Genomic DNA, 21764 nt, shown 5'->3' with positions numbered 1-21764 from the left:
ACTGGCGGTCTGATAACAAGGGACCGGCGGTCTGCAAGCTACGGTGGGGTGGTGACCTTCCAGCGCGCGCGCAGCCCGGAGCAGCGCGAGATCCGGCGTCGGGCCATCCTCGCGACCGCCGAGGCGATGCTCGACGAGATGCCCGTGGCCGAGGTGAGCCTCAACGAGCTCAGTCGGCGGGTGGGTCTGGCGAAGTCGAACGTCCTGCGGTACTTCGAGTCGCGCGAGGCGGTGCTGCTCGCGCTGCTGGACGACTTCCTCGCGCGCTGGCTCGTCGACCTGGAGCGGGACCTCGACGCCGGCGTCGAGCCGCGCGCCCCGGTCGAGGTGCGTGCGGGCCGGCTCGCGGACGTCCTGAGCCGCTCGCTGGCGGACCGGATGGTGCTGTGCGACCTGTTCGGCGCGCAGGGCGGCGTGCTGGAGCACAACGTCTCGCTCGAGGCGGTCAAGCGGCACAAGCGGTCCTCGCTCGGCAGGCTCGAGGAGATGACCGGGCTCGTGCGCCGGCACCTGCCGGAGCTCGGTGAGGACGCCCGGTCGTTCTGCCTCATGAGCCTCGTCACGGCCGGTGCCATGTCGTCGTTCGTGCCGCCGCCGCCCGTGGTGCTCGCCGCGTACGAGGACGAGCCCGAGCTCGCCGTGGTCCACGTGGAGGCGCGTGACGGTCTGCGGCTCGCCTTCGGCGCGCTGCTGCTGGGTGTGGTCCCGCGGGACTGAGCGCACGCGGCGCGGGGAGCGCGTCGGGGCGGGCACGAAGAAACCCCCGCCCCGCGTCTCCGCAGGTCGGGGGTTCTTCGTCGCTGTCTCAACGAGTGTCCGGAGGGGGACTTGAACCCCCACGCCCTTTCGGGCACTAGCACCTCAAGCTAGCGCGTCTGCCATTCCGCCACCCGGACAGGTGGACGTCGCGGAGCCGTTTCCGGCCCCTCGGCGCGGCAGAGAACATACCACGGTGCGGGTGCGGTTCCCGCATCGCCCCTCGTGACGGGCACGTCGGAGGGTCGCCGCGCACGCCGCGCACCGCAGGTGCACACTGCACCTGACGAAGCCCTCGTGGTCGGGAGGTCGAAGGATGGTCGACGTGTCGGACGCCCGGACCCCGGGGGCGGTCAGCGCGACCGCGCGCAAGGTCGCGGGCGGCCGACGGAACCCCGCGGTGGCGGGACGCGACGACGGGCCGCCCCGGTGGTTGCGCAGGTCCTCCGACGTCGCGTGGCGCCTGCTGGTGGTCCTCGCCGCCGTGGTCGTGGTGTTCTTCGCGACGTCGCGCGTCACGCTGCTGTTCATCGCGGTCTTCCTCGCCCTGGTGTTCACCGCCGTCCTGCGACCCTTGGTGGAGCTGCTGGCCCGCGTCATGCCGCGAGGGCTGGCGACGGCGCTGTCGCTGCTCGGCGGGATCCTGTTCTTCGTCGGCATGCTCACGTACGTCGGCTACTCGATCGCCACGCAGTGGAACGACCTGAGCAAGCAGTTCGCCACCGGCATCAAGCAGATCACCGACTTCCTCGAGAGCGGCACGCTGCCGTTCACGATCACCAGCGGCCAGATCGCCGAGTGGATCGAGGACGGTCTGACCTGGGTGCAGGACCACGCGGGGGACCTGGCGGGTCAGGTGGCGGCGAGTGCGGGCTCCGTCGTGGAGGCGTTCACGGCGCTCGCCCTGGCGGTCTTCTGCACGGTCTTCTTCCTGGCGCGTGGCGCGGCGATGTGGACGTGGTTCCTCAACCAGCTGCCCATGCGCGCGCGGCCCACCTGGATCACCGCCGGCGAGGCCGGCTGGTACACCTTCTCGGGGTACACCCGGGGCACCGTGATCATCGCCCTGACCGACGGCATCATCGCGTTCCTGCTGCTCACGGTCCTGCGGGTGCCGCTCGCCGCGCCCCTGGCGGTCCTGGTCCTCATCGGTGCGTTCATCCCGCTGATCGGTGCTCCCGCCGCGATGGTCGTCGCGATGATCGTGGCGCTCGCGGCCAACGGGCTGTGGTCGGCCGTGTTCGTCGGGGTGGGGATCGCGCTCATCGGCCAGCTCGAGGGGCACATCCTGCAGCCGCTCATCATGGGCAAGCAGGTGTCGCTGCACCCCGTCGTGGTCGCGTTGTCCGTCACCGCCGGCACGCTGACGGCCGGGATCCTGGGCGCCGTGATCGCCGTCCCGCTCGTGGCGGTCGCCTGGGCGGTGTTCGCGCGGCTGCGGACGCTCGACCCGCCGATGGACCAGGACGAGGACGAGGAGGACGTCGACGACGTCGTCCTCGCCGACGACGTCGCCGACGCCGACGCCCAGGGCAGGTAGCCGCACCCGCTCGCGGCGCCCCCGCGGCCGGTGGGGCGGGCGCTAGGTTGACGGCGTGGAAGCCGACCATCCGGACGTCGACGTCCCGCGGTCCCAGGCGGGGCCGAACCCGCAGCACCTGCTGACCACCGTCATGGGGGAGTACCTCGACTCGTCCGAGGCCGCTCTGCCGGCGGCGGCCGTCGTCGCCGTGCTCGGTGAGTTCGGTGTCAGCCCGGCGAGCGCCCGCGCGGCGCTCGCGCGGCTCGTGCGCCGCGGGCTGGTCGCGGTCCGCGCGGGGGGGCGCGTCCCGCTGTACCACGTGACGCCGGGCACGATCGCCCGGCACCGGTCGACGATGCACCGGTTCCTCGCGTTCGGCGGCGTCGCGCGCCCCTGGGACGGTCAGTGGCTGCTCGTGTCGTACTCGCTGCCCGAGGCCCGGCAGGCGCAGCGGCACGCCGTGCGCAAGGCGCTGGGGGCCCTCGGGTTCGCCCGGCTGTACGACAGCGTCTGGATCAGCCCGGACCCGGACCCGGCGCCCGTCCGGGCGGCGCTGCACGACCTCCTCGAGCCGGTGGCCGGCGCCCGGTGGAGCGTGATGCGCACCCGCTTCGAGGACGAGACCGGACCGGGCGGGCCGGCCGCCGCCTACGACCTGGACGACCTCGCCGCCCGGTACCGCGCGTTCGTGGCGCGGCACGTGGACCTGGCGGCGCGCGTGCGTGCGGGGCAGGTGCCGGCGCCGCAGGCGCTGGTCGCGCGGTCCACGCTCATGGACGACTGGCGACGGTTCGTCGTCGTCGACCCCGACCTGCCGGCGCACCTGCTGCCCCCGTCGTGGCCGCGTCAGGAGGCGCGCGCGATCTTCCTCGAGATCCACGCCGCGCTCGGTCCGCCGGCTCAGCAGCGGCTCGTCGAGCTGATGACGCCGTCGTGGCCGGACGCCGCGACGTGGGTGACGCACTACGTCGCCGCCGACGACCCGCGCGACCGGCCGCGCCGGGCCGAGCCCGTCGCGGCCGCCGAGCCGGCGGCCGGGCATCGCTAAACGATTCGAACGCCGAAGAGCCTCCCACCCGCCTCGACAGGTGTCGTGACTGCAGCGACGGTGAGTGTGCACACACGTTCTTCGCGGCACCGGGGCCGCTCCTCCGGCGGACCCGCGACGTCGCCCATCCCTGGAGGTAGCCCCATGAGACGAACCCTCGCGCGCGCCGCGCTGGCCGCGGTGGTGTCGGCCGGTGCACTCGTCGGCGCGGCCGTGCTGACGCCGGCCGCCGCCGCCCCGGGCGGGTCGGGTCCGTACCCCGCCGACTACTCGACCACGGGCGCCCTGCCCAACCACACGGTGTACCGGCCGGTGAACCTGCCGGCCGGGCCGATGCCCGTCGTCGTCTGGAGCAACGGTGCGTGCTCGGCCGACGGGACGTCCGCGCAGAACTTCCTGCGGGAGATCGCGTCGTACGGCTTCCTGGTGATCTCCAACGGCCGGCCCGGCGGTGGCGGCAGCTCGAACTCGACCTGGCTCACGCAGGCGATGGACTGGGCCACGGCCGAGAACTCCCGGCAGGGGAGCGCGCTGTACGGGCGGATCGACGCCGACAACGTCGGCGTGGCCGGGTTCTCGTGCGGCGGTGTCGAGGCGTACGCCGTGTCGAACGACCCGCGCGTGCAGACGACCGGCATCTTCAGCAGCGGCCTGCTCAATGACGCCGACGACTACCAGCTGCGGCGCCTGGACCACCCGATCGTCTACATCATCGGCGGGCAGAGTGACATCGCCTACCCCAACGCGATGGACGACTGGGGCAAGCTGCCCGCCGGCCTGCCGGCCTTCATGGGCAACCTGAACGTCGGGCACGGCGGCACGTACCACGAGACCAACGGCGGGCAGTTCGGCCGTGCGGCGCAGCTGTGGTTCCGGTGGCAGCTCCAGGGCGACCGCCAGGCCGGTCAGGCGTTCGTCGGCCGGGACTGCGGCCTGTGCACGTCCGGCTGGGCCGTGCAGCAGAAGAACCTGACGCTCGGCCCGGAGCCGAGCCCTACCCCGACGCCGACGCCCACGCCGACGCCGACGCCGACGCCTACCCCGACGCCCACGCCCACGCCCACGCCGACGCCCACGCCGACGCCGACGCCCACGCCCACCGACGGTGGCAACGGCGCCTGCACGGCGACGTACAAGGTCGTCAACCAATGGGGTGAGGGCTTCGTCGCCGACGTCACCGTCACCGCGCAGACGTCGCTCACCGGGTGGAAGGTGCGGCTGACGCTGCCCGGCGGTGCCGTCTCGAACGCCTGGAACGGCGCGTCGAGCGGCTCGGGCGGATCGGTGACCGTGTCGAACGCGCCGTGGAACGGCGCGGTCGCGGCCGGCCAGGCCACCAGCTTCGGGTTCCAGGGCACGGGCAGCGGGGCGGGCGCCACCGCGACGTGCGAGCGCGCCTGACCTGACGGCCGGTCCCGACGCGGTGGGCCGCACGTACGGCTCACCGCGTCGGGACCTCGCAGGCAGCAGATTCGAACAGGTGTTCGAGTACGATGGCGCCATGGCCGGCCCGACGATCCTGCACGCCGACCTCGACGCGTTCTACGCGTCGGTCGAGCAGCTGCTGGACCCCCGGCTGCGCGGACGGCCCGTGGCCGTGGGCGGCAGCGCCCGGGGCGGGGTCGTCCTGGCCGCGTCCTACGAGGCCAAGGCGTACGGGGTGAGCGGCGGCATGCCGGGATGGCGTGCCGCGCGGCTGTGCCCGGCGCTGCAGTTCGTGCCCGGGCGGTTCGCGGAGTACCAGCCGCTCGCCGACCGGGTGATGGACATCCTGGGGGACGTGACACCCGCGGTGGAGCGCATCTCGATCGACGAGGCGTTCCTCGACGTCGCCGGCTCGACGCACCTGTTCGGGCCGCCGGCCGCGATCGCCGCGCTGCTGCGACGGCGGGTGCGCGAGGAGGTCGGGCTGCCGATCTCCGTGGGTGCGGCGCGCACCAAGCACCTGGCGAAGATCGCGTCGCAGGTCGCCAAGCCGGACGGTGTCGTGGTCGTCGACCCCGAACGCGAGCGCGAGTTCCTCGACCCGTTGCCCGTCGGCCTGATGTGGGGCGTCGGGCCCGTCGCCCGCGAGCGCCTGGCGGAGCGCGGCATCACCACGATCGGCGAGCTCGCGCGCACGCCCTCCGGGGCGGTCGAGCGGGTGCTCGGGCACGCCGTGGGGGCGCGGATGTCGGCGCTGGCCCACAACGAGGACCCGCGGCGGGTCTCCGGCGCCGGCCGGGCGCGGTCCGTCGGCGCCCAGTCCGCGCTGGGCCGTCAGGTCGCGTCCCGCGAGCTGGTCCGCGAGGTGCTCAGCCAGCTCGCGGACCGGGTCGCCGGCCGGCTGCGCGCGAAGGACCGGGCGGGGCGCACCGTCACCGTGCGCGTGCGGTTCCCGGGGATGCGGTCCGTCACCCGGTCCACGACGCTGCCCGGACCCGTCGCCGCGACCCTCACGCTCACCGAGGTGGCCGAGCAGCTGGCGTGGCAGGCGATCGACGACCAGCCCGGGAGCGACGTCGAGATCACGCTCCTGGCCGTCTCCGTCTCGGGGCTCACCGCGCAGTCGTCGCTGCAGCTGGAGCTGCCGCTGCTGACCGACGACCCGCGCCGCCCGGGCTCGGAGCCCGGCGCCGCACGGTGGGCGGTCGACCGCTCCGTCGACGCCGTGCGCGCACGGTTCGGCCGGGGTGCGGTCGGCTACCTGCCGAGCGCGATGCCGCGGGTGCGGACGGTGCCCGACGAGTTCCGCGAGCTGGCCGAGCACGACCTCTGAGCGGCGGGGGACCGGGGCGGCGCTCGCCGTTCTGCCCTGAGCAGATCGTGCCGCGCGGCGCGGTCCGCGTGGCTAGGTTCGGTCCATGGAGCACGACGTCGTCCCGCTGGTCCCGCGCCGCCCGTCCGCGTGGCGACGCACGATCGGTGCGCTGCTGCGCGCGGCGCGTGAGGACCGGGCGCTGCGCCTGGTGGACGTCGCCGCCCGCGCCCGGCTCTCGCCGCAGTACCTCTCGGAGGTCGAGCGCGGGCTCAAGGAGCCGTCGTCCGAGGTGCTCGCCGCGCTCACCGACGCGCTGGGGCTGACGCTGGTCGACCTGGCCCAGGGCATCGTCGACGCGCTCGCCACACCCGCGGCACGTCCCGCGGGCGTGGTGCGCCCGCTGTCCTCCCGGCCCGGCGCGGCCGGGCACGCGCGCGCGGCGACCGCCCTCCGAGGCGGCGTCCTGCTCGCCGCCTGAGCGGGCCCGGCCGCCGCGCTCACCGCCTGCGCGACGTCACCACGTGGTCCGCGATGCCGTAGGCGACGGCCTGCTCCGCGGTCAGCACCAGGTCCCGGTCGGTGTCGCGCCGCAGCGTCGCGACGTCCTTGCCCGTGTGGCGCGCGAGCACCTCCTCGAGCTGGCCGCGCACCCGGACGACCTCGTCGGCCGCCAGGATGAGGTCGGGGATCGTGCCCTGGCCACGCGTCGACGGCTGGTGCAGCACGACGCGCCCGTGCGCGAGGATCGCCCGGTGCCCGGCGGCACCTCCCGCGAGCAGCACCGCCGCGTCGGACGCCGCCTGGCCCACGCACGTGGTCTCGACGTCCGGACGCACGTACTGCATGGCGTCGTAGACGGCGAGCATCGCCGACGTCGAGCCGCCGGGGGAGTTCACGTACAGCTGGATCGGCAGGTCGGGGTTCTCCGACTCCAGGTGCAGCAGCTGCGCCACCAGCACGTTCGCCACGCCGTCGTCGATGGGCGTGCCCAGGTACACGATGCGCTCGGACAGCAGCCGGCTGAACACGTCCACCGTGCGCTCGACGTTGCCGCGACGCTCGACGACGTTCGGCACCAGGTACCCGCTCACGCGTCGGCCCCCACGAACCCGGCGCCGACCTGGACGTGACGCGTGGTGTCGGGCAGCACGTGGGCGAGGTCGTCCGCCACCGCGTCGACGAACCCGTACGCGAGCGCCTCGGCGGCCGTGAACCAGCGGTCGCGCAGCGAGTCCTCCCGGACGCGCTCGACGCTCTGGCCCGTGTGCCGGGCGATGAGGCCCAGCACGGTGTCGCGCGTGTGCCGCAGGTCGTCCGCCTGGAGCTCGACGTCGACGGCGGTGCCGCCGATGCCCGCCGACCCCTGGTGCAGCAGGACGCGCGCGTGCGGCAGCGCGAACCGCTTGCCGGGCGTCCCGGCGGACAGCAGGAACTGCCCGGCGCTCGCGGCCATCCCCGCCGCCACGGTGCGCACGTCGTTCGGGATCAGCCGCATGACGTCGTGGATCGCCAGCATCGCCGGCACGGAGCCGCCCGGTGAGCTGATCCACAGCGTCACGTCCGTGCGCGGGTCCTCGGCGGACAGCAGCAGCAGCTGGGCCGCCAGGCGGTGGCCGGTGTGCTCGTCGAGCGCCGTGCTCAGCACGACGATCCTGCGGTACGCGAGCCGGGCGATCAGCTCGTCGTCGTAGGGGCGGAGGGACGTCGGGGTGCTCATGCCTCCCACCCTGCGCCGCCCGGTGATCCCCACGGGCCCCGCGCTGCCGACGGCGGATCCGCCCTCGGCAGCACGTGACGTGGTGCGCTCGGCGGGCCGGCACGTCCTAGGCTCGGTGCCCGTGAGCAGCAGCGCGTCGGGCACCCTCAGCAGCACGACCGTGGGGGAGACCGGTGCCCCGGTGGTCTTCCTGCACGGCCTGTTCGGACAGGGGCGCAACTTCACGCAGATCGCCAAGGCGCTGGTCCCGGACTTCCGTTCGCTGCTGGTCGACCTGCCGAACCACGGCCGCTCGCCCTGGACGGACCGGTTCGACTACGCCGCCACGGCCGACCTCGTCGCCGCGCACCTGCGCGAGGGGTTCGCCACCGCCGGGCCGGTCCACGTCGTCGGGCACTCGATGGGCGGCAAGGTCGCCATGGTCCTCGCCCTGCGCCACCCCGAGCTCGTCGACCGGCTGGTCGTCGCGGACATCGCCCCCGCGACTGGTGGCTCCCTGGGGGAGTTCGCCCACCTGCTCGACAGCCTGGCGGCGATCGACCTGACCATGGTGACGCGCCGCGGCGAGGCGGACGAGGTCCTCGCGCAGCGCGTGGACGACGCACGGGTGCGGGGCTTCCTGCTGCAGAACCTGCGGGCCGACGGCGACGGCTTCCGCTGGCAGGCGAACCTCGACCTGCTCCGCCGCGAGCTCCCGGTGATCGGCGGCTTCCCCGACGTGGGCGGCGCCGTGCTCGACCGCCCGGTGCTGTGGGTCGCCGGCGACAGGTCCGACTACGTGCGGCCGGAGCACGGCCCGGCGATGCGCCGGCTCTTCCCGCGCACGACGCTCGTGACGATCAAGGGCGCCGGGCACTGGGTGCACTCGGAGCAGCCGGACGCGTTCGTCGCGGTGCTGCGCACGTTCCTCGGTGCGGACGAGCGCTGAGCACGCGTCACACGTCGTCCGCGCGCAGCCCCCGCTCGGCGTGCAGCCCGCGGTAGACGGCGGTGCGCAGCTCGACCGCGTACGCCTCGCGCTGCGGCATGCGCAGGTCCCGGGCCACGGCGATCTCCGCCTCCACGTCGTACGGCACCCGCACGACCTGCAGCGAGAACGGCGCGGACGCGTTCGGCCCGGGGTCGCCCTCGAGCACCACGTACGACGCCGTCGGCTCGTCCAGCGGGTTGCCGACGCTCCCGACGTTGAACAGCGTGCGGCTCTCGAACGTCTCGACGTACGCGTCGTGCACGTCGCCGTACCCCACCATCGTCGGCTCGGGGCCGTCACCGGTCAGCTCCGTCGTGGCGAACATGCCGGCGAACTCCTCGGCGGTGTGGTGGAAGTGCACGCGCACGTGCACGCTCGCCGCCGAGGCGTGCAGCAGGCGGATCCGCCGGCCGCTGAGCTCGAGGTGGTGCACGAGCGGCAGTCCCCGCAGCCACGCGCGGTCGTCGGGCGTCAGCTCCTCGTACCACCACGTCAGCGCCTCGTCCCGCACGGTGGCGGGGTCGGGCAGGAAGTCGTCCCAGTTGCCGCGCACCGTCACCGCGCAGCGCTCGCGGCTGCGTGCCACCGCGGCGGACCCGCGGGGCCCCTTGCCGGCGACGTCACCCAGGTTGACGATCGTGGTGATGCCGCGGGAGTCGATGTCGCGCAGCACCGCGTCGAACGCCGTCGTGTTGCCGTGCACGTCGGACAGCAGCGCGATGCGCTCCACTGCGTGCTCCTTCCCTCCGCGACGGCGCGGCGTGCCGGGTCAGGCCAGGGCGGACCGGCGGGCGGGCACCGGGGCGTGCGCGGCGAGCTCGTGGAGCGCGTCGAGGAGCACGCGGTTGAAGGCGGCCGGCGCGTGCGCGTTGACGTCGTGGCCCGCGCGCCGAACGACGGTCAGGCGGGCGCCGGGCAGGGCGCGCAGGTAGCGGCGCTCGTCGAGGCGCAACGGGTCCCGCGCGCCGTTCACGAGCCACACCGGCAGCGGCAGGCGGCGCAGGTCGGTCAGCGGCGAGTACCCGGCCAGCGCGGTGAGCATGTCCGTCACCACGTGCCACGTGCCCTTGCCGAGGCCGAGCCACCGCGTGACGTGGTGCGCCGCGCGCCGGTACAGGGACACGGGCTTGCCGCGGATCTCGGTCGAGCAGCCCGCGAGCACCACGCCCGCGACCCGGTCCTCGTGGCGACCCGCGTACGCCAGGGCGGTGTACCCGCCGAGCGACAGCCCGACCAGCAGCGGGGGCTCCTCGCACGACGCGACCGCGTCGTCGATGACGGCCAGCGCACCGTCGAGCGTGAAGCGCTCGTGCGTGCGGGTGCCGTGACCCGGCAGGTCGACCGCCACCGTCGGGTGCCCGCTGCGACGCATCGCCTCGACCTGGGCGGACCAGATCGCGGACGACGTGCGGGTCCCGTGGACGAGGACGATGGGTCTGGTGATGGTGGGCCTCCTCCGGGCGTTCGACGTGCGGTCCGCCGACCGTGCCGGCAGCCGCGGGACGATCTGCAGCTGCCCTGGAGGGTAGTCCGCCTACCTGGGCGCGCGACCGGTGGCGGGGGTGCTCACGAAGCTCTCACAAGTCCGACGCGCGCCGCCGCCAGGTCAGGACCCGGCCGCCGCGTGCAGCAGCCGCCGCGTCTGCGCGACGTACCCGCCGCCGAACAGCAGCGCGTGGACCGCGACGGGGTACAGCTGGTGCAGCCCCGATCGGTGCCGCCAGCCGCGGCGCAGCGGGCGCGCCGCGTCGTACGCGGCGAGCACCTCCTCGAGGTGCGGCAGCCCGAACAGCACGAGCATGGCCAGGTCCGTCTCGCGGTGGCCGCCGTGCGCGGCGGGGTCGATGAGGGTGGCGCCCTGCGCCGTCCACACGACGTTGCCCTGCCACAGGTCCCCGTGCAGCCGTGCGGGCGGCTCGTCGTCGTCCCAGCGGCCGTCGCGCAGCAGGCCGGCGAGCCGGTCGAACGCCGCGTCGTCGTCGGGGGTCGTCAGCCCGGCACGGCGCAGCGCCCCCGCCACGGGGACGATGCGGCAGTCGGCCAGGAACGGCCCCCACGCGTCGTACCGGCCCGCGGCCATGCGCAGCGGTGCGTCGAGCGGGCCGAACCAGCCGTCGCCGTCCCAGCCGTCGGGAGGCGCCCCGAAGGCGGGCGCCCCCGCGGCGTGCGTGCGCGCCAGCGCCTCGCCGAACGCGTGCGCCGCCGCGACGTCCGGCCGCACCGGGGCGAGGCGGACCAGGTCGAGGTGGTCCACGCCGACGTCGAGGACCTCCACGACCGGCGCACCGCTCGCGGCGGCGAGCCAGCGCAGGCCGGCCGCCTCGCACGCGAAGAACCCCGCCGGTGCGCCGGCCCGGCGCTTGCGGTGCACCGCCACGCCCCCCGGCGGTGGGTCCACGGACATGCCGTCACGCTACCGAACGGCAACCGGTCGTCATGCGGCGGCAACGACCGGAGCCCACACTCGGGTTGAGCGGCACCCACGCCGGTCACGTCCCCCGGACAGGAGCACCCGTCATGCAGGTCGGCATCCCGCGCGAGACCAAGAACCGCGAGTACCGCGTCGCCCTCACGCCCGCTGGCGTGCAGCAGCTCGTGTCCGCCGGCCACGAGGTCCTCGTCGAGGCCGGTGCGGGCGCCGGCTCGGCGATCGACGACGCCGACTACGTGTCCGCCGGCGCCCGCGTCGTCCCCACCCCGGCCGACGCGTGGTCGGCCGAGCTGGTCTGCAAGGTCAAGGAGCCGGTCGCCGCGGAGTACCCGTACCTGCGCGACGACCTCACGCTGTTCACGTACCTGCACCTGGCTGCCGACCGACCCGCGACCGACGCGCTGCTCGCCGCCGGCACCACGTCGATCGCCTACGAGACCGTGCAGCTGCCCGACGGGTCGCTGCCGCTGCTGGCCCCCATGAGCGAGGTCGCCGGACGGCTCGCCACCCAGGTCGGTGCCTACCACCTCATGCGCAACGAGGGCGGCCGCGGCGTCCTGCTCGGCGGCGTGCCCGGCGCCGACGGCGCCAAGGTCGTCGTCCTCGGCGGCGGCGTCGTCGGCACGCACGCCGCCCAGATCGCCGTGGGCATGCGCGCCGACGTCACCGTCCTGGACCTGTCCGTGCCGCGGCTGCGCGAGCTCGACGACCTGTTCGGCGGCCGCGTGCGGACGCTCGCGTCCTCGACGTGGGCGATCGAGCGCGAGCTGCTCGACGCGGACCTCGTCGTCGGCGCCGTGCTGCGCCCCGGTGCGCGGGCCCCGCGCCTGGTGAGCAACGCCCTGGTCGCGCGCATGCGGCCGGGGTCGGTGCTGGTCGACGTCGCCGTCGACCAGGGCGGGTGCTTCGAGGACACGCGCGCCACCACCCACGACGACCCCACCTTCCGGGTGCACGGCTCGGTGCTGTACTGCGTCGCCAACATGCCGGGCGCCGTCCCCGTCACCTCCACGCACGCCCTCACCAACGCGACGCTGCCGTACCTCACCGCGCTCGCGGACACCGGGTGGCGGGCCGCCGCGCTGGCCGACCCGGCGCTCGCGGGCGGGCTCACGACGCACGCCGGGCGCGTGCTGAACGCCCCCGTCGCGCAGGCGCACGGCCTGCCCTGGACCCCGCCGCAGGACGTGCTCGAGGTGCCGGGCGGCCCGCCGCGCTGAGAGCCCCGGCCGGCCGGCCGGGGCGCACCCTCGGGTGTGCAGCTGTCGCGGAGGGCGCGACGTCCCGTGCTCGTGCGGCGACGTGCCGCCGGGCTACCCGCCCCGGGCGGCCCGGAGTCTGTGACGATGAGGCCATGACCTCCGAGGCGCTGCCGCTCGACCCTGCCAACCCCTTCGCCCGCACGTCCGACCTGCCCTACGGCCTGCCGGACTTCCGGGAGCTGCGCGAGGAGCACTTCCTGCCCGCGCTGCGTGCGGGGATGGCCGAGCAGCGTGCCGAGGTCGAGGCGATCGCCGTCGACCCGGCGGAGCCCACCGTGGAGAACACCCTCGAGGCGCTGGAGCGCTCGGGGCGCCTGCTGTCCCGTGCCGCGTCGGCCTTCTTCGTGCAGTCGGGTGCCGAGTCGACGCCCGGCCTGCAGGCCGTCGAGGAGGAGGTCGCGCCGCTGCTGGCCGAGCACTCCGACGCCATCTGGCTGGACGCCCGGCTGCACGCCCGCGTCGAGGCGCTCGCCGCGCGGCTCGAGGCCGAGGGCGCGCAGCTCGCCCCCGACACGGCGTGGCTGCTGCACCGCACGCGCACCCGGTTCGCGCGTGCCGGCGTGGGCCTGGACGCACCGGCGCAGGAGCGACTGCGCGCGATCAACGCCGAGATGACGTCGCTCGACGCGACGTTCGGCCGCCTGCTGCTCGCCGCGACCAACGAGGCGGCGGTGCTGGTCACGGACGAGGCCGAGCTCGACGGCCTGCCCGAGGACGCCCGCGCGGCGGCGGCCCGGGCGGCCACCGCCCGTGGCCACGAGGGCGCCTGGCTGCTCGAGCTGCAGCTGCCCACCCAGCAGTCCGTGCTCTCCCTGCTGCGCGACCGCGGGCTGCGCGAGCGCGTCATGACCGCGTCGGTGACGCGCGGCGCGGGCGGGGAGGCGCACGACACGCGCAGCACCCTGCTCGCCATGGTCCGGCTGCGTGCCGAGCGGGCCCGCCTGCTCGGCTTCGAGCACCACGCCGCCTACGTCGCCGCCGACGCCACCGCAGGTTCCGCCCAGGCCGTCGAGGCCATGCTCACGCGGCTCGCGCCGGCGGCGGTCGCCAACGCCCGTGAGGAGGCGGCGGACCTCGAGCACGCGCTCCAGGCCGACCACCCGGGGGCGTCTCTCGAGCCCTGGGACTGGGCGTACTACGCGGGCCGCGTCCGGCAGCAGCGCCGTGCGCTCGACGAGGCCGAGCTGCGCCCGTACCTGGAGCTCGAGCGGGTGCTGGCGGACGGGGTCTTCCGGGCGGCGAACAGCCTGTACGGCCTGACGTTCGCCGAGCGCCACGACCTCGTGGGCTACCACCCCGACGTGCGCGTCTTCGAGGTGTTCGACGCCGACGGCACCGGCCTCGGCCTGTTCCTCGGCGACTGGTGGACGCGCCCCGCCAAGCGCGGCGGCGCGTGGATGAACTCGCTCGTCGAGCAGTCGGGCCTGCTGGGGGAGGCGCCCGTCGTCGTCAACAACCTCAACATCCCCCAGCCGCCGCCCGGTCAGCCGACCCTGCTCACGTGGGACGAGGTCATCACGCTGTTCCACGAGTTCGGGCACGCGCTGCACGGCCTGCTCTCGGCCGTGCGGTACCCGTCGCAGTCGGGCACGAACGTGCCCCGCGACTTCGTCGAGTACCCGTCCCAGGTCAACGAGATGTGGGCGTGGGACCCGCAGGTGCTGCGCGCGTTCGCGGTGCACCACGAGACCGGTGAGCCGATGCCGGCGCAGTGGGTCGAGACCCTGATCGCCTCGCAGCAGGACGGCGAGGGCTTCGCGACCACCGAGTACCTCGCGGCGGCGCTGCTCGACCAGGCGTGGCACCGCCTCGCGCCCGAGGAGGTCCCGACGGACCCGGCGCAGGTCGAGCAGTTCGAGGCGAAGGCGCTGCGCGACGCCGGCGTGGACCTGCGCACCGTGCCGCCGCGGTACCGCACGACCTACTTCAACCACATCTTCTGCAGCGGCTACGCGGCGGGGTACTACGCGTACATCTGGTCCGAGGTGCTCGACGCGGACACGGTCGAGTGGTTCGCCGAGAACGGTGGTCTGCGGCGCGAGAACGGTGACGCGTTCCGGGCCCGGCTGCTCGGTCGCGGGGGATCGATCGACCCGCTGCAGGCGTTCCGCGACCTGCGGGGGCGCGACCCCCGTATCGAGCCCCTGCTGGCCCGCCGCGGCCTGCTCGGGGCGTCGGCGTGAACCCCGCCGGGCCCACCGCCCAGGACGAGGTCGTCGACCTGTGCCGCGACCTCATCCGCTTCGACACGACCAACCCCGGCGACGGCACGGGACCGGGGGAGCGGGAGGCGGCCGAGTACGTCGTCGGGCTGCTGCAGGACGTCGGCCTGGAGCCCGAGCTGTTCGAGAGCGCACCCGGGCGCGCCAACGTGGTCGTGCGGCTCGAGGGCACCGACCCGACGCGCCCCGCGCTCGTCGTGCACGGCCACCTGGACGTCGTCCCCGCGCACGCGCCGGACTGGTCGGTGGACCCGTTCGCCGGCGAGCTGCGCGACGGCCTGGTCTGGGGTCGCGGCGCGGTCGACATGAAGGACATGGACGCGATGGTGCTCGCGGTCGTCCGGCAGATGGTCCGGGAGGGCAGGCGTCCCGCCCGCGACGTCGTCGTGGCGATGTTCGCCGACGAGGAGGCGGGCGGACGCCTCGGCGCCCACTGGGCGGTCGAGCACCGCCCCGAGCTGTTCGCGGGGGCGACCGAGGCGATCAGCGAGGTCGGCGGGTTCTCCGTGGACGTCGCCGGGCAGCGCGTGTACCTGCTGCAGACGGCGGAGAAGGGCCTGGCGTGGCTGCGGCTGGTCGCGGCGGGCCGCGCGGGGCACGGCAGCCAGGTCAACCCGGACAACGCGGTGACGCACCTCGCCGCGGCCGTGGCCCGGATCGGGCAGCACGCGTGGCCGCTGCAGCTCACGCCGACGGTCCGCGCGCTGCTCGAGGGCGTCGCCGACCTCACGGGGCTGCCGTTCGACCCCGAGGACCCGGCGGCGGTCGACGCGCTCGTCGACGCGCTGGGTCCCGCCTCCCGGTTCGTGGGTGCGACGCTGCGCCACTCGACGAACCCCACGCGCCTGGCCGCCGGGTACAAGGAGAACGTCATCCCCGGCAGCGCGACCGCCTCGATCGACGGGCGCTTCCTGCCGGGGGCGTCCGACGAGTTCGACGCGACCGTCGCCCGGCTCGCGGGGCCGCACGTGGACGTCGAGGACCTCGTGCGCGACACCGGTCTCGAGGCCCCCTTCGAGGGCGCCCTCGTCGACGCGATGGTCGCGGCCGTCGTCGCGGAGGACCCCGGTGCGCACGTGCTGCCCTACATGCTGTCGGGCGGCACCGACAACAAGTCGCTCTCGCTCCTGGGCATCACCGGGTACGGGTTCGCCCCGCTGCGGCTGCCCCCGGACCTCGACTTCGCGGGCATGTTCCACGGCGTGGACGAGCGGGTGCCGGCCGACGCGCTGCGGTTCGGCACCCGGGTGCTCGACCGGCTGCTCATGACCTGCTGACCTGCTGGCCGGCTGACCGGCGTCCGCCGGTGCACCGCTCAGGCGACGGTCTGCGTGAGCGTCGACCGGACGCGGATGATCTTGCGCCGCAGCCACACGCGCCGCTCGCCGCCGGCGTACAGGCGCAGCCGCGCCAGCTCCCAGCGGCCGCGCTCGGCCTCGTCGGTCAGCATGCGGCGGGCGTCACCGCCCGAGGTCGTCGGTGGGATCCGCACGACGCGGTACTCCCACTGCCCGCCCTGCGTGTCCCACTCGCTGCGCCGCTCGCGCCCCGTGCCGTCCGCCATCGCTCACCTCGTCCTGCCCGCAGGGACCCGACGTCGTGCCAGGAGCGCCCGCGGGCGTCGGCACGCTGCCATTGTGCCCCGCGCGGCGCTACGGTCATCGCATGACCGTGGACCCGCGCGCCGCCCTCGACCGCCTGGTGGCCGCCCTCGAGGCGCACTACGCGGCTGTGCTCAACAAGGACGGGGACGACGACCCCGCCGTGGACGACGCGTACGACGTGCTGGCCGACGCGTTCGAGGTCTACGACGACGCGCTGGGCACGGTCCACGGCGAGGCCACGCCGTTCTACCTCGCCGAGGACGACGACGAGGACGACGACGAGGACGACCTCGACGAGGACGACCTCGACGACGACGAGGACGGCGACATCGACGCCGACGACCTGGAGGACGCGGACGCCTACCCGCACGCCGGGGCCTGAGGCACCGGCCGCGACGGTCAGCGTTCCGGGTAGCCCGCCGGCGGTGCGGTGATCTCGTCGAGCACGACGACGATCTCCGGGGGCAGCCGCAGCTCCTCGGCACTGAGCGCTGCGCGCAGCTGCGCCGCGGTGCGGGCGCCGACGACGGCGCTGGCGATCCCGGGGCGGGACGTCACCCACGCCAGCGCGACCTCCAGCGGCGTGCGGTCCAGGCCCGCGGCCGCCGTGACGACGGCGTCGACGACGCCCGCCGCGTCGGCCGTGAGGTAGGGCTGCACGAACCCCGCGAGGTGCGCCGAGGCGGCACGCGAGTCCGAGGGGATCGTGCGGCGGTACTTGCCGGTCAGCACTCCTCGCCCGAGCGGGGACCACGCCAGCAGCCCGGCCCCCAGCGCCGCGCACGCGGGCAGCACCTCGCGCTCGACGCCCCGCTGCAGCAACGAGTACTCCGCCTCGACCGCCGCGAGCCCGGGGTCGGGCTCGAGCAGCGTCGCGGCGCGCGCGACCTGCCACCCGGCGTGGTTGGACAGGCCCACGTACCGCGCCTTGCCGGCGTCCACCGCCCGGCGCAGCGCCGAGACGGTCTCCTCGAGGGGCGTCCGCGGGTCCGGCGTCGCGAGCCACAGGTCGACGTGGTCCGTGCGCAGCCGACGCAGCGAGGCGTCCAGGCTGTCGAGGAGCGCGCCGCGGGACGCGTCGACGACCCCGCCGGCCGAGGTGCGCCGCACACCGGCCTTGGTGCACACCACCACGTCCTCGCGGTCCGCGACGTCCCCCAGCAGCCGTCCCAGGAGCTCCTCGGCGCCGCCGTCGGCGTAGGACGCGGACGTGTCGACCAGCGTGCCGCCGGCCTCGACGAAGTCGCGCAGCTGGTCGGCCGCCTCGTGGTCGTCGGTGTCGCGGCTCCACGTCAAGGTGCCGAGCCCGAGCGACGAGACGCGCAGACCCGTGCGGCCCAGACGGCGGTGCTCCATGGGGCGCCACCCTAGCCGGGCGCGGGGCGACGACGGGCCGCGCGGCCCGCGCGGCGCCGCTAGGGTTGCGCCTCGTGGCAACAGGCATCGGGACAGGTGAGGCGATCCTCCTGGGGCTGGTCCAGGGGCTGACGGAGTTCCTGCCGGTCTCCTCGAGCGCGCACCTGCGCATCTTCGGCGAGCTCCTCGGGTCCGGGGACCCCGGTGCGGCGTTCACCGCCATCACCCAGCTGGGCACGGAGACGGCCGTCCTGCTCTACTTCCGCCGGGACATCAAGCGCATCGCGCTGGCGTGGTGGGCGGCCGTGCGCGGCGCGTACGGGACGGACTGGCGCTCGCGCGCCGGGATGCCCGCCGGACGCCCGGCGGACCACGACGCCCTGATGGCCTGGTTCATCGCCCTCGGCACGGTGCCCATCGTCGTGCTCGGCCTGGCGTTCCAGGACGCGATCGAGCGGCCGTTCCGCAACCTGTGGCTCGTCGCCCTGACGCTCGCCGTGTTCGCGCTCGTGCTGGGCTGGGCGGACCGGCGGGGGAGCAAGCGCCGGCCGCTCGAGCAGCTGACGGCCCGCCACGCGCTGGCGTTCGGCTTCTGGCAGGCGCTCGCGCTGGTCCCGGGGGTCTCGCGCTCGGGCGGCACCATCACCGGCGGGCTGCTCATGGGCTACACGCGGGAGGCCGCCGCCCGGTACTCGTTCCTGCTGGCGATCCCGGCGGTCTTCGGGTCGGGCCTGTTCCAGCTGGCCAAGAGCGTCGGTGACTTCGGCGAGGCGGGCACGCCCGGCTTCGGCGCGACGCTCGTCGCGACGCTCGTCGCGTTCGTCATCGGCTACGTCGTCATCATCGCGTTCCTCAAGATCGTCTCGACGTTCAGCTACGCGCCGTTCGTCTACTACCGCCTGGCGCTCGCCGCGCTCGTCGTGGTGCTGCTGCTCACCGGTGTCCTGGACCCGGTGACGGCGCCCGCGAACGCCTGACCGGCGGGGTCGGGCGCCCGGCGACGGCGGTTAGGCTTCCGGCGTGCTCACCTGGCCCGCCCCGCAGATCCCTCGGCTTCCCGGGACCGGTGAGCCGGTCCGCGTGCTCGACACCTCGACGGGCGACGTCGTCGTCGCGGCCCCCGGCCCCACGGCCCGGCTCTACGTGTGCGGCATCACCCCGTACGACGCGACGCACCTCGGCCACGCGGCGACGTACGTCGCGTTCGACGTGCTGCAGCGTGCCTGGCGCGACGCCGGGCAGGACGTGACGTACGCCTCGAACGTGACCGACGTGGACGACCCGCTGCTGGAGCGCGCGACCGCCACGGGTGTGGACTGGCGGGAGCTCGCCGCGGACCAGACGGCCCTGTACGCGTCCGACATGACCGCCCTCGGCGTCGTGCCGCCCGACGTGTACCGCGGCGTCGTGGAGTCCGTGCCGCAGGTCGCCGCGGCGGTGCGCCACCTGCTCGAGCGCGGGGCGGCGTACCGGCTGCCGGCACCCGACGGCGGCGACGACGTCTACGCGGACCTGTCGGTCGACCCGGCCTTCGGCACGGTCGCCCGCCTCGACGCGGTCACCATGCGCGCCCTGAGCGCGGAGCGCGGCGGCGACCCCGACCGCCCGGGCAAGCGGTCGCCGCTGGACCCTCTGCTGTGGCGTGCGGAGCGGCCGGGCGAGCCCGCCTGGGACGCGCCGGGCGTCGGGCGCGGCCGGCCGGGCTGGCACGTGGAGTGCGCGGTCATCGCGGCCGACGGCCTCGGTGTGCCGTTCGACGTGCAGGGCGGCGGGTCCGACCTCGCCTTCCCGCACCACGAGTGCAGCGCGTCGCACCTGCGCCTCCTGGACGACGGCCGGTCCGCCGGTGTGCACGTGCACACCGGGATGGTCGGCTACGAGGGCCACAAGATGAGCAAGTCCCGCGGCAACCTCGTGCTGGTCTCGCGGCTGCTCGCGGACGGCGTCGAGCCGATGGCGGTGCGCCTGGCGGTGCTCGCGCACCGGTACCGCGAGGACTGGGAGTGGACGGACGGCGGGCTCGTCGCCGCGCAGCGCCGCCTCGTCACGTGGCGGCGGGCGCTGTCCGGCAACGGTGGTCCGGACGCGGCGCCGGTGCTCGCCGACGTGCGGGCCGCGGTCGCCGACGACCTGGACACCCCACGCGCGCTGGCCACGGTCGACGCGTGGGCGGTGGCGGCGCTGGCGGGCGACGTGCCGTTCCACGAGGGCGCGCCCGGTGTCGTCGCCCGCACGATCGACGCCCTGCTCGGGGTGCGGATGTGACGACCCGGGACGCCCTCGGGCGCTCGCGCAGGGGATCCGGCGGTCAGCCGCCGGTTCCCCGGTCCCGCCGACGCAGGTAGCGCTCGAACTCCTGGGCGATGGCCTCGCCGCTCGCCTCGGGCAGCTCCGCGGTGTCCTTGGCCTCCTCGAGCTGGCGCACGTACTCGGCGATCTCCGAGTCCTCACCCGCGAGCTCGTCGACGCCGTGCTGCCAGGCCGTCGCGTCGTCCGGGAGGTCGGACAGCGGCACGGGCTCACCGAGCAGCGACTCGATGCGGTGCAGGATCGCGAGCGTCGCCTTGGGCGACGGGGGAGCGGCGACGTAGTGCGGCACGGCGGCCCAGAGCGACAACGCCTGCATGCCCCGGGCGGCGGCCTCGTGCTGCAGGACGCCGACGATCCCGGTCGGACCCTCGTAGGTGTTCGGCTCCAGACCCATGAGCTCACGCACGTGGGTGTCCTCGCTGGTCGCGTTCACCGGGATGGGCCGGGTGTGCGGGACGTCGGCCAGCAGCGCACCCACCGTGACGATCGTGCGCACGCCCAGGCCCGCCGCGATGTCGAGCAGCTCGCCGCAGTAGCGGCGCCACCGCATGGACGGCTCGATGCCGTGGACCAGCACGACCTGGCGGCCCGACCGGGGGGTCGACGCGACCGCGACCGCCGTCGTCGGCCACGTGATCTCGCGCGCACCGTCGGGGCCCGGTCCCACGACCGGGCGGTTGACCTGGAAGTCGTGGTACTCCTCCGGGTCGAGCTCGTCGACCTGCTCGGCGCCCCACACGTCGTGCAGGTGCTCGAGCGCCGCCGTCGCGGCGCTGCCGGCGTCGTTCCAGCCCTCGAAGGCCGCGAGCATGACGGTCTCACGGGCCGGCAGGTCGGGTGCTGCGTGCTCGCTCACCGTCCCAGCCTAGGGCGCGAGCGCCGCCGGGGCCGGGTGCTCGGGCCCCGGCCGCACGACCACGGACGTCGCGGCGTGCCCCGCACGCCTCTCGGGGCGTGCCGTCGACGACGCGTCGGGGCGCTCGACGAGGGGCACGGGCGCGCCGTCGCGGGGCGCCGACTACCGGACCGGTGACGGGTGGCGCGCCGGCGCCCCGGTAGTCTCGGGTGCTCATCCGCGCCCCACCGACGCACCAGGAGCCCTCCGCTGAGCACTCTCGCCGGCAGCCACCCGAGCCCCGCCGCCACCCCAGGACAGGCCCTTCCCGCCGCCGTCCTGTGGGACATGGACGGCACGCTGATCGACACCGAGCCGTACTGGATGGCCGCGGAGATCGAGCTGGTCGAGGCGCACGGCGGCGTGTGGACCCGCGAGGACGCCGTCGCCCTGATCGGCAGCCCGATGGCGGTCTCGGCGGCGCAGCTGCAGGGCCGGGGCGTGGCCCTGGGTGTCGACGAGATCGCCCACGCCCTGAACTCCGCCGTCGGGGCGGCGGTCGCCGCCGGGATCCCCTGGCAGCCCGGCGCGCACGAGGCCCTGCGCGCGCTGCACGCCGCGGGCGTGCCGCAGGCGCTCGTGACGTCGTCGTTCGAGGTGCTGGCGACGCCCTTCGCGCAGGCCGTCGGCCTCTTCGACGTCGTCGTGGCAGGGGACACCGTGGCACGGCCCAAGCCGGACCCCGAGCCGTACCTCGCCGCGGCCCGGTTGCTGGGCGTCGACGTGACGCGCTGCGTCGCGTTCGAGGACTCGCGCTCCGGTCTCGCGTCCGCCGTGGCGAGCGGCGCGCGGGTCGTCGCGGTCGACTCCCACGTGGTGCTGGCGCCGCCGGCCGGCGTCAGCCGCACGTCGTCGCTCGACCGCCTCGACGTCGCCATGATCAGCCGCATCGCGAGCGGCGAGACGATGGACCTGCGCCTGCCCGCCTGAG

The 21764-nt window shown here is 75.1% G+C and carries 22 protein-coding genes and 1 tRNA gene; 14 read left to right on the top strand and 9 right to left on the bottom strand.

The window, feature by feature from the left end; translation table 11 throughout:
- Positions 1-51: 51 nt before the first annotated feature.
- Positions 52-717, top strand: a complete 666-nt coding sequence (locus NP075_RS10625) for a TetR/AcrR family transcriptional regulator (RefSeq protein WP_227563149.1) — start codon at positions 52-54, stop codon at positions 715-717.
- A 96-nt stretch (positions 718-813) separates the two neighbouring features.
- Here the strand turns inward: NP075_RS10625 and NP075_RS10620 are convergent.
- Positions 814-896, bottom strand: a tRNA-Leu gene (locus tag NP075_RS10620).
- A gap of 176 nt (positions 897-1072) precedes the next feature.
- Here NP075_RS10620 and NP075_RS10615 point away from each other — a divergent pair.
- The 5 genes from NP075_RS10615 to NP075_RS10595 all read left to right on the top strand — a co-directional run bounded on the left by NP075_RS10615 (position 1073) and on the right by NP075_RS10595 (position 6544).
- Positions 1073-2296 carry an AI-2E family transporter gene (locus tag NP075_RS10615; RefSeq protein WP_227563148.1) on the top strand — a complete coding sequence of 408 codons (1224 nt, stop codon included), beginning with the start codon at positions 1073-1075 and terminating at the stop codon, positions 2294-2296.
- A 55-nt stretch (positions 2297-2351) separates the two neighbouring features.
- Positions 2352-3326, top strand: a complete 975-nt coding sequence (locus NP075_RS10610; RefSeq protein WP_227563147.1) for a PaaX family transcriptional regulator — start codon at positions 2352-2354, stop codon at positions 3324-3326.
- Positions 3327-3470: 144 nt separating this feature from the next.
- A complete protein-coding gene (locus NP075_RS10605) occupies positions 3471-4727 on the top strand; it encodes a cellulose binding domain-containing protein (RefSeq protein WP_227563146.1) in 1257 nt (418 codons plus the stop codon).
- A gap of 100 nt (positions 4728-4827) precedes the next feature.
- Positions 4828-6084: a DNA polymerase IV gene (gene dinB, locus NP075_RS10600; protein ID WP_227563145.1), complete on the top strand. Its 1257-nt coding sequence runs from the start codon at positions 4828-4830 to the stop codon at positions 6082-6084.
- A gap of 85 nt (positions 6085-6169) precedes the next feature.
- Positions 6170-6544: a helix-turn-helix domain-containing protein gene (locus NP075_RS10595; RefSeq protein ID WP_227563144.1), complete on the top strand. Its 375-nt coding sequence runs from the start codon at positions 6170-6172 to the stop codon at positions 6542-6544.
- Positions 6545-6563: 19 nt separating this feature from the next.
- Here the strand turns inward: NP075_RS10595 and NP075_RS10590 are convergent, their stop codons facing one another.
- Together NP075_RS10590 and NP075_RS10585 are read right to left on the bottom strand one after the other, a co-directional pair.
- The gene (locus NP075_RS10590; RefSeq protein ID WP_227563143.1) at positions 6564-7157 is read right to left on the bottom strand and encodes a ClpP family protease; all 594 of its coding nucleotides are present in this window, start codon (positions 7155-7157) and stop codon (positions 6564-6566) included.
- Positions 7154-7783, bottom strand: a complete 630-nt coding sequence (locus tag NP075_RS10585) for a ClpP family protease (RefSeq protein WP_227563142.1) — start codon at positions 7781-7783, stop codon at positions 7154-7156. The genes NP075_RS10590 and NP075_RS10585 overlap by 4 nt, the downstream gene beginning before the upstream one ends.
- Positions 7784-7904: 121 nt before the next feature.
- Between NP075_RS10585 and NP075_RS10580 the strand changes: the two genes are divergently transcribed.
- Positions 7905-8711: an alpha/beta fold hydrolase gene (locus NP075_RS10580; RefSeq protein WP_227563141.1), complete on the top strand. Its 807-nt coding sequence runs from the start codon at positions 7905-7907 to the stop codon at positions 8709-8711.
- A 7-nt stretch (positions 8712-8718) separates the two neighbouring features.
- Here NP075_RS10580 and NP075_RS10575 read toward each other — a convergent pair whose 3' ends face one another.
- The 3 genes from NP075_RS10575 to NP075_RS10565 all read right to left on the bottom strand — a co-directional run bounded on the left by NP075_RS10575 (position 8719) and on the right by NP075_RS10565 (position 11157).
- Entirely contained in the window at positions 8719-9483 is a 765-nt protein-coding gene (locus NP075_RS10575) for a metallophosphoesterase family protein (protein ID WP_227563140.1), read from the bottom strand.
- A gap of 39 nt (positions 9484-9522) precedes the next feature.
- Complete coding sequence (locus NP075_RS10570) at positions 9523-10185, bottom strand: alpha/beta fold hydrolase (RefSeq protein WP_227563241.1); 663 nt, start codon at positions 10183-10185, stop codon at positions 9523-9525.
- 174 nt (positions 10186-10359) lie between these two features.
- On the bottom strand, positions 10360-11157 hold the full coding sequence (locus NP075_RS10565; protein WP_227563139.1) for a fructosamine kinase family protein: 798 nt from the start codon (positions 11155-11157) through the stop codon (positions 10360-10362).
- Positions 11158-11270: 113 nt separating this feature from the next.
- Here NP075_RS10565 and ald point away from each other — a divergent pair, with 113 nt between their 5' ends.
- From ald to NP075_RS10550, 3 genes are all read left to right on the top strand, one after another.
- Positions 11271-12404: an alanine dehydrogenase gene (gene ald, locus NP075_RS10560; protein ID WP_227563138.1), complete on the top strand. Its 1134-nt coding sequence runs from the start codon at positions 11271-11273 to the stop codon at positions 12402-12404.
- Positions 12405-12538: 134 nt separating this feature from the next.
- Positions 12539-14629, top strand: coding sequence for a M3 family metallopeptidase (locus tag NP075_RS10555; RefSeq protein WP_227563137.1), 2091 nt, complete (start codon positions 12539-12541; stop codon positions 14627-14629).
- Positions 14626-15945 carry a M20/M25/M40 family metallo-hydrolase gene (locus NP075_RS10550; RefSeq protein WP_227563136.1) on the top strand — a complete coding sequence of 440 codons (1320 nt, stop codon included), beginning with the start codon at positions 14626-14628 and terminating at the stop codon, positions 15943-15945. Before NP075_RS10555 ends, NP075_RS10550 begins: the two co-directional genes overlap by 4 nt.
- Before the next feature lie 38 nt (positions 15946-15983).
- On the opposite strand, the gene NP075_RS10545 is transcribed toward NP075_RS10550, so the two are convergent.
- A complete protein-coding gene (locus tag NP075_RS10545; protein ID WP_227563135.1) occupies positions 15984-16232 on the bottom strand; it encodes a DUF5703 family protein in 249 nt (82 codons plus the stop codon).
- 101 nt (positions 16233-16333) lie between these two features.
- Here NP075_RS10545 and NP075_RS10540 point away from each other — a divergent pair, with 101 nt between their 5' ends.
- Positions 16334-16654, top strand: coding sequence for a primosomal protein (locus NP075_RS10540; RefSeq protein ID WP_227563134.1), 321 nt, complete (start codon positions 16334-16336; stop codon positions 16652-16654).
- Between the two features lie 17 nt (positions 16655-16671).
- Here NP075_RS10540 and NP075_RS10535 read toward each other — a convergent pair whose 3' ends face one another.
- Positions 16672-17628, bottom strand: a complete 957-nt coding sequence (locus NP075_RS10535; RefSeq protein WP_227563133.1) for an aldo/keto reductase — start codon at positions 17626-17628, stop codon at positions 16672-16674.
- Positions 17629-17714: 86 nt separating this feature from the next.
- Here NP075_RS10535 and NP075_RS10530 point away from each other — a divergent pair, with 86 nt between their 5' ends.
- Both NP075_RS10530 and mshC read left to right on the top strand, forming a co-directional pair.
- A complete protein-coding gene (locus tag NP075_RS10530; RefSeq protein ID WP_227563240.1) occupies positions 17715-18605 on the top strand; it encodes an undecaprenyl-diphosphate phosphatase in 891 nt (296 codons plus the stop codon).
- A 43-nt stretch (positions 18606-18648) separates the two neighbouring features.
- On the top strand, positions 18649-19893 hold the full coding sequence (gene mshC / locus NP075_RS10525) for a cysteine--1-D-myo-inosityl 2-amino-2-deoxy-alpha-D-glucopyranoside ligase (protein ID WP_227563132.1): 1245 nt from the start codon (positions 18649-18651) through the stop codon (positions 19891-19893).
- Positions 19894-19936: 43 nt separating this feature from the next.
- Here the strand turns inward: mshC and NP075_RS10520 are convergent, their stop codons facing one another.
- Positions 19937-20794: a PAC2 family protein gene (locus NP075_RS10520; protein ID WP_284439891.1), complete on the bottom strand. Its 858-nt coding sequence runs from the start codon at positions 20792-20794 to the stop codon at positions 19937-19939.
- A gap of 249 nt (positions 20795-21043) precedes the next feature.
- On the opposite strand from NP075_RS10520, the gene NP075_RS10515 reads away from it, so the two are divergent.
- The gene (locus NP075_RS10515) at positions 21044-21763 is read left to right on the top strand and encodes an HAD family hydrolase (RefSeq protein WP_308054125.1); all 720 of its coding nucleotides are present in this window, start codon (positions 21044-21046) and stop codon (positions 21761-21763) included.
- The last annotated feature ends 1 nt before the right edge of the window (position 21764 follow it).

Source organism: Cellulomonas wangsupingiae, from assembly GCF_024508275.1.
In the GTDB taxonomy this organism is placed as follows: Bacteria; Actinomycetota; Actinomycetes; order Actinomycetales; family Cellulomonadaceae; genus Cellulomonas; species Cellulomonas wangsupingiae.
This window is presented reverse-complemented; position numbering and strand designations above follow the sequence as displayed.

Coding starts and splice junctions, on each gene's coding strand:
- NP075_RS10615 (WP_227563148.1), top strand. CDS start 1,073: ATGGTCGACGTGTCGGACGCCCGGACCCCGGGGGCGGTCAGCGCGACC.
- NP075_RS10605 (WP_227563146.1), top strand. CDS start 3,471: ATGAGACGAACCCTCGCGCGCGCCGCGCTGGCCGCGGTGGTGTCGGCC.
- dinB (WP_227563145.1), top strand. CDS start 4,828: ATGGCCGGCCCGACGATCCTGCACGCCGACCTCGACGCGTTCTACGCG.
- NP075_RS10595 (WP_227563144.1), top strand. CDS start 6,170: ATGGAGCACGACGTCGTCCCGCTGGTCCCGCGCCGCCCGTCCGCGTGG.
- NP075_RS10585 (WP_227563142.1), bottom strand. CDS start 7,783: ATGAGCACCCCGACGTCCCTCCGCCCCTACGACGACGAGCTGATCGCC.
- NP075_RS10565 (WP_227563139.1), bottom strand. CDS start 11,157: ATGTCCGTGGACCCACCGCCGGGGGGCGTGGCGGTGCACCGCAAGCGC.
- ald (WP_227563138.1), top strand. CDS start 11,271: ATGCAGGTCGGCATCCCGCGCGAGACCAAGAACCGCGAGTACCGCGTC.
- NP075_RS10555 (WP_227563137.1), top strand. CDS start 12,539: ATGACCTCCGAGGCGCTGCCGCTCGACCCTGCCAACCCCTTCGCCCGC.
- NP075_RS10545 (WP_227563135.1), bottom strand. CDS start 16,232: ATGGCGGACGGCACGGGGCGCGAGCGGCGCAGCGAGTGGGACACGCAG.
- NP075_RS10540 (WP_227563134.1), top strand. CDS start 16,334: ATGACCGTGGACCCGCGCGCCGCCCTCGACCGCCTGGTGGCCGCCCTC.
- NP075_RS10535 (WP_227563133.1), bottom strand. CDS start 17,628: ATGGAGCACCGCCGTCTGGGCCGCACGGGTCTGCGCGTCTCGTCGCTC.